The organism is Aneurinibacillus aneurinilyticus ATCC 12856 (genome assembly GCF_000466385.1).
GTDB classification, from domain to species: Bacteria; Bacillota; Bacilli; order Aneurinibacillales; family Aneurinibacillaceae; genus Aneurinibacillus; species Aneurinibacillus aneurinilyticus.
In genome coordinates, this window is record NZ_KE952816.1 from 1 (window position 1) to 4329 (window position 4329).

Genomic DNA, 4329 nt, shown 5'->3' on the forward strand with positions numbered 1-4329 from the left:
AGAAGTGGGAGACTTCTTTCGGAGGGAAGTTAAACTTTTAAGCTATATTGACAAGAACAAAATCGCTTCTCACATCCACTACCTCATCCGTTACGACTCCTTCGCTTTTCGTCCTATTGCGATCCGAACTGGCGGAAACATCAACCAGTACGGTCCGACAATCTGCACATCGTGTGCCCCAAGTTGGTTGAACATATCCGCATATTCCCTTACATGTTGGAAATCTAGGATTGCGAAACGACCGCCAGGCTTCAATACACGCATAATTTCGCTTAAAGCTTGGAGCCGATCATCAGCATTGGGAATGTTATGAATGGTCAGACTGGAAACGACGATATTGAAATCGTTGTCCTCAAACGGCATCCTCCGCACATCGCCATCCACAATCTCCACACGTTCAGCCACCCCTTCCGTCCGAGCGTTTGCTATCGTCGCTTCGGGATGATTTCCCGACTGATCCCGTGTGTTCCAAATATCGATGCCGATAGCTTTTCCCGTGGAAAGCCTTTGAGCCGCCGCATTTAGCACAAGTCCCCGACCACAGCCGACATCCAGCACTCTCTCATCACCGCGCATTGCAACAAGATCTAGCAGTTTCTCCCTCATGCGAAACTTCCCTACTTTGCTGCTCCATACCATGTACAAGGCCTCCGCCGTAACGACCAAAAAGGAGAACAGAAAAACGGAGCCAATCGTCACCCCCAACCATTTCAGCCGTTCCGGAAAAATGAAAAAAAGCGTAACACCAATAAGAAGAAACATGGCTCCCATGAGCAGCAAATTGCGTACAACGATAGGGGCGTCAATACCGTAGTCTCCCCTTCCGGTTAGGGATTGCTTCATCAAAGCACCTCCTGAAACAATTCAGTCGCATTAAATTTATACGAGATCGCCTGGTTGGAGATTCGTTTTTTTCTTATTGCACAAACGAAGCAGGTTAGTTCAATAAGAAAAACGAATGAATATTCATTTACAAACTATGTTATAACAAAAAATACAGAATATTTCAAACCAAAGAGAGGAGCCTATATAAACATTAAAACAGGGGCCGTTTTTACATTGGGAGAGAACTTTTACTGAAGAAGATACTTTGCAGTTTGCACTTTTGTCCGGAGATCAGGGCAACCATCATATGAAACACGATGAAAAAGGTCGTTTAATGGTTTATGGTTTATTTACTGCAAGTATAGGAACTAAAATTGGTGGTGATTTAAATTACATCGCAAGAGAAATGGTAAACGAATTTATTCGGCCTGTTTTTACTGGAGATACAATTACCTGCGAACTAACGCTTACAAAGGTTGAACAAATGGAAGGCTTTAAAAAGGTCGAAATAAAGTCAGTATATCGTAACCAAAAAGGTAAAGAAGTGTTGCTGGCAACAAGCCATGGAATCATTCGAGACTAAATGAGAGTTTAGCAGTATCGAATTGTGGCAAAAATATTGCTTTACTTATTGAGCTAACGGGTATTTTAGTGAAATAAAAAATATGAACTGATCAAATCTTTTTACAAATATTAAATCAAGGGTGGTAATTTATATAACCTCGATTTCAAACAAATAAACGATCTCTTCTTCGTTCTTCGTTTTTTGTTTTCAGAAGAGCCTATTATTTTTTTAAACAAAGCACCATCTGCCATAAGATAGTGATGTTTATCAGAAAAAAAAGGTGCCGTGGAAATTGTGTCGAATTTAACGTTTATGATATGGTTACGAAATTATACTTTCCTAAAACAAATTACAATCATTATGGTATTTCTCTCTATCCTACTCGGTCTACGATGGTTCTGGTTCATAATTGTTGCTACGCCGGAACATCCTCGTGCAACTCAAGGCGTACTTGACATGCGCGGCTGGAACTTCGAGAATTCCAGATCCATTCCATTGAACGGCGAGTGGGAGTTTTACCCTGAGGCATTCATCTCACATAAAGACATAATGCGCTCAATCGTTGCTCAGCCGCATTATGTTCAAGTTCCAGGAGATTGGCGCAATGCCTTATCGAAAGAATCGGACTCATCGTTTGGCTACGGGACGTACCGACTGCGCATTTTGGTCGATCAGCCGCTAAACCAGCCATATACGTTCTGGATTCAGCAAATTCAAGCTGCTTCCATCGTTGAAATTAATGGTAAGGCAGAACCTGGAATCGGATTGCCTGCAGAGCAAGCCCAAACGTACAGGCCAAAGGCAGTCTCTTATACCGCATCCTATACGGCGGACAATGTGAAGGAAATCGAGCTGCTTGTGCGTGTAGCCAATTTTGATCAACCGCTAAATGGTGGTATTGTCAAGTCTATCCGCTTTGGTTCACAGGCTGCCATTGACACCGAACGCTGGTATTCTATTGGCTTTCAACTTGTGACCTTCATCATCCTACTGCTGCATGGCTTATACGCTATCCTATTGTATATGTTCAGTCCAAGGCAGAAGACATTTCTTATGTTCTTTCTGCTGTTAGTGTCTATTAGTCTCTCTATTGTGTCTGAGCATGATAGTTTACTATTGCTCTGGTTGCCGTTGAATTACACCTGGGCTCTAAAAATCAAGTTGCTCTCTTACATATGGCTGTCCTTTTTTGCTCTGTTGCTGGCTAGAAACTTCTCTGAACATATAACAGGGGCCAGGCTGTTCTACACGTATGTTATTGTGTTAGGCCTCTACTCAGTATTTCTACTGATAGCACCGGCATCGCTCATTTATTATTCAATGGCAGATAAAGTGTTCGCTTTTCTTTACTTGTTTCCTTTGGCCTGGTTTGTCTATCTAATCGGTAGCATGTTTGCCAAAAATCAACCTGACTCTGTCTTTCTGTTACTTGCTACTATGAGTATTGTATCCAATGTCGTTTGGGGCATGTTTAATTGTGATGCAAAGATAAGCAGCGTCTACTACCCCATCGATATTATCGTGGCCATTCTCGGTTTTTCGGCCTACGGTTTTAAACGGTACTTCCGCAATTCCGAGGAAAACGCCAAGCTTAACGAGCAGTTGAGAAAGGCAGATAAACTGAAGGACCAATTTCTCGCCAATACGTCACACGAACTGAGAACACCGCTGCATGCCATTATGAATATCGCCCAGACCGTTGCAGTAAAAGAGCAACAGGCGATGGACAGAAAAAGCTTCAAGGATATGGAGCTGCTCATCACGATCAGCCGCCGGATGTCGCATATGCTGGATGATCTACTCGATGTCGTGCGGCTTCAGGACAAGCTTATTCGGCTACAAAGGGAGCCCTTGTTTATTCAATCGGTCGCCTCCGGTGTCATCGACATGCTCCAATTTATGACCGACAGCAAGCCTATTCAACTCAAGATAGAAATTGCAGAATCAATGCCGCCTGTCCTGGCAGATGAAAAAAGGCTTGTACAAATTTTATTTAATTTACTGCATAACGCGCTCAAATACACCGAGGAAGGAACGATTACCGTATCTACCAGAATCAGAAACGGACAGGCTGTCATCTATGTGTCCGATACCGGAGCCGGCATGGATAAGGAGACGCAGGCTCGTATATTTTTGCCCTATGAGCAAGGGGCCCATGGAATAACTGATGGAAGGGGAATCGGTCTTGGTCTAAGCATATGCAGGCAGTTGGTAGAGCTGCATGGCGGTGAACTGACGGTCCGTTCCGAGTCGGGCAAAGGATCCGTATTCAGTTTTGCGCTTCCGCTGGCCGCTCCATCAGACCGTCCACTCGTGCAAAATCGGCTTCAGCAACAGGCTGACACAAGCGAGGAAGTAGCAATCAGTGTAAGCTTTTCAGATGCGTTAACCAGCGCATGGCCGCTGCAATCCCCGTTATCCCCCTTTACTGACGGGAAAATAAACATCCTGGCTGTTGATGATGATCCCGTCAACCTGAAGGTGCTCGTCAGCATTCTCTCGGCGGAGCCCTACAACATCAGGTCGGCTGCATCGACCCGGGAAGCACTGGAATTGCTGGGTACAGAACGCTGGGATTTGTTGATTACCGATGTCATGATGCCGCATATGTCTGGCTATGAGCTGACACGAAGAGTCAGGGAACGGTTCTCTATTTCGGAGCTTCCGGTTTTGCTACTGACGGCACGCAGCCAGCCGACAGACATTTACGCCGGGTTTTTGTCTGGAGCAAACGATTATGTTACCAAGCCGGTCGATGCTCTGGAACTAAGATCCCGCATCTGGTCGCTAACGACATTAAAGCAATCCGTCAACGAGCGGCTGCGTATGGAGGCAGCCTACCTGCAGGCGCAAATCCATCCTCACTTCCTGTTTAACACGCTAAACTCCATTATGGCGTTGGGTAACATTGACACGGAGAAGATGCACGAACTTGGTGA

3 protein-coding genes are annotated in these 4329 nt (G+C 44.9%); 2 read left to right on the top strand and 1 reads right to left on the bottom strand.

The window, feature by feature from the left end; all coding sequences use genetic code 11:
- Positions 1–90 precede the first annotated feature (90 nt).
- Positions 91–843: a class I SAM-dependent methyltransferase gene (locus tag HMPREF0083_RS15005; RefSeq protein ID WP_021622364.1), complete on the bottom strand. Its 753-nt coding sequence runs from the start codon at positions 841–843 to the stop codon at positions 91–93.
- A 247-nt stretch (positions 844–1090) separates the two neighbouring features.
- Between HMPREF0083_RS15005 and HMPREF0083_RS15015 the strand changes: the two genes are divergently transcribed.
- Together HMPREF0083_RS15015 and HMPREF0083_RS15020 are read left to right on the top strand one after the other, a co-directional pair.
- A complete protein-coding gene (locus HMPREF0083_RS15015; RefSeq protein ID WP_051354673.1) occupies positions 1091–1408 on the top strand; it encodes an FAS1-like dehydratase domain-containing protein in 318 nt (105 codons plus the stop codon).
- Positions 1409–1702: 294 nt separating this feature from the next.
- A partial coding sequence (locus HMPREF0083_RS15020) for an ATP-binding protein (protein ID WP_021622368.1) occupies positions 1703–4329 on the top strand: 2627 nt, incomplete at its 3' end.

What these genes read in the sequence shown, in the direction of transcription:
- HMPREF0083_RS15005 (WP_021622364.1), bottom strand. Translation starts at nt 843, where the DNA reads ATGAAGCAATCCCTAACCGGAAGGGGAGACTACGGTATTGACGCCCCT.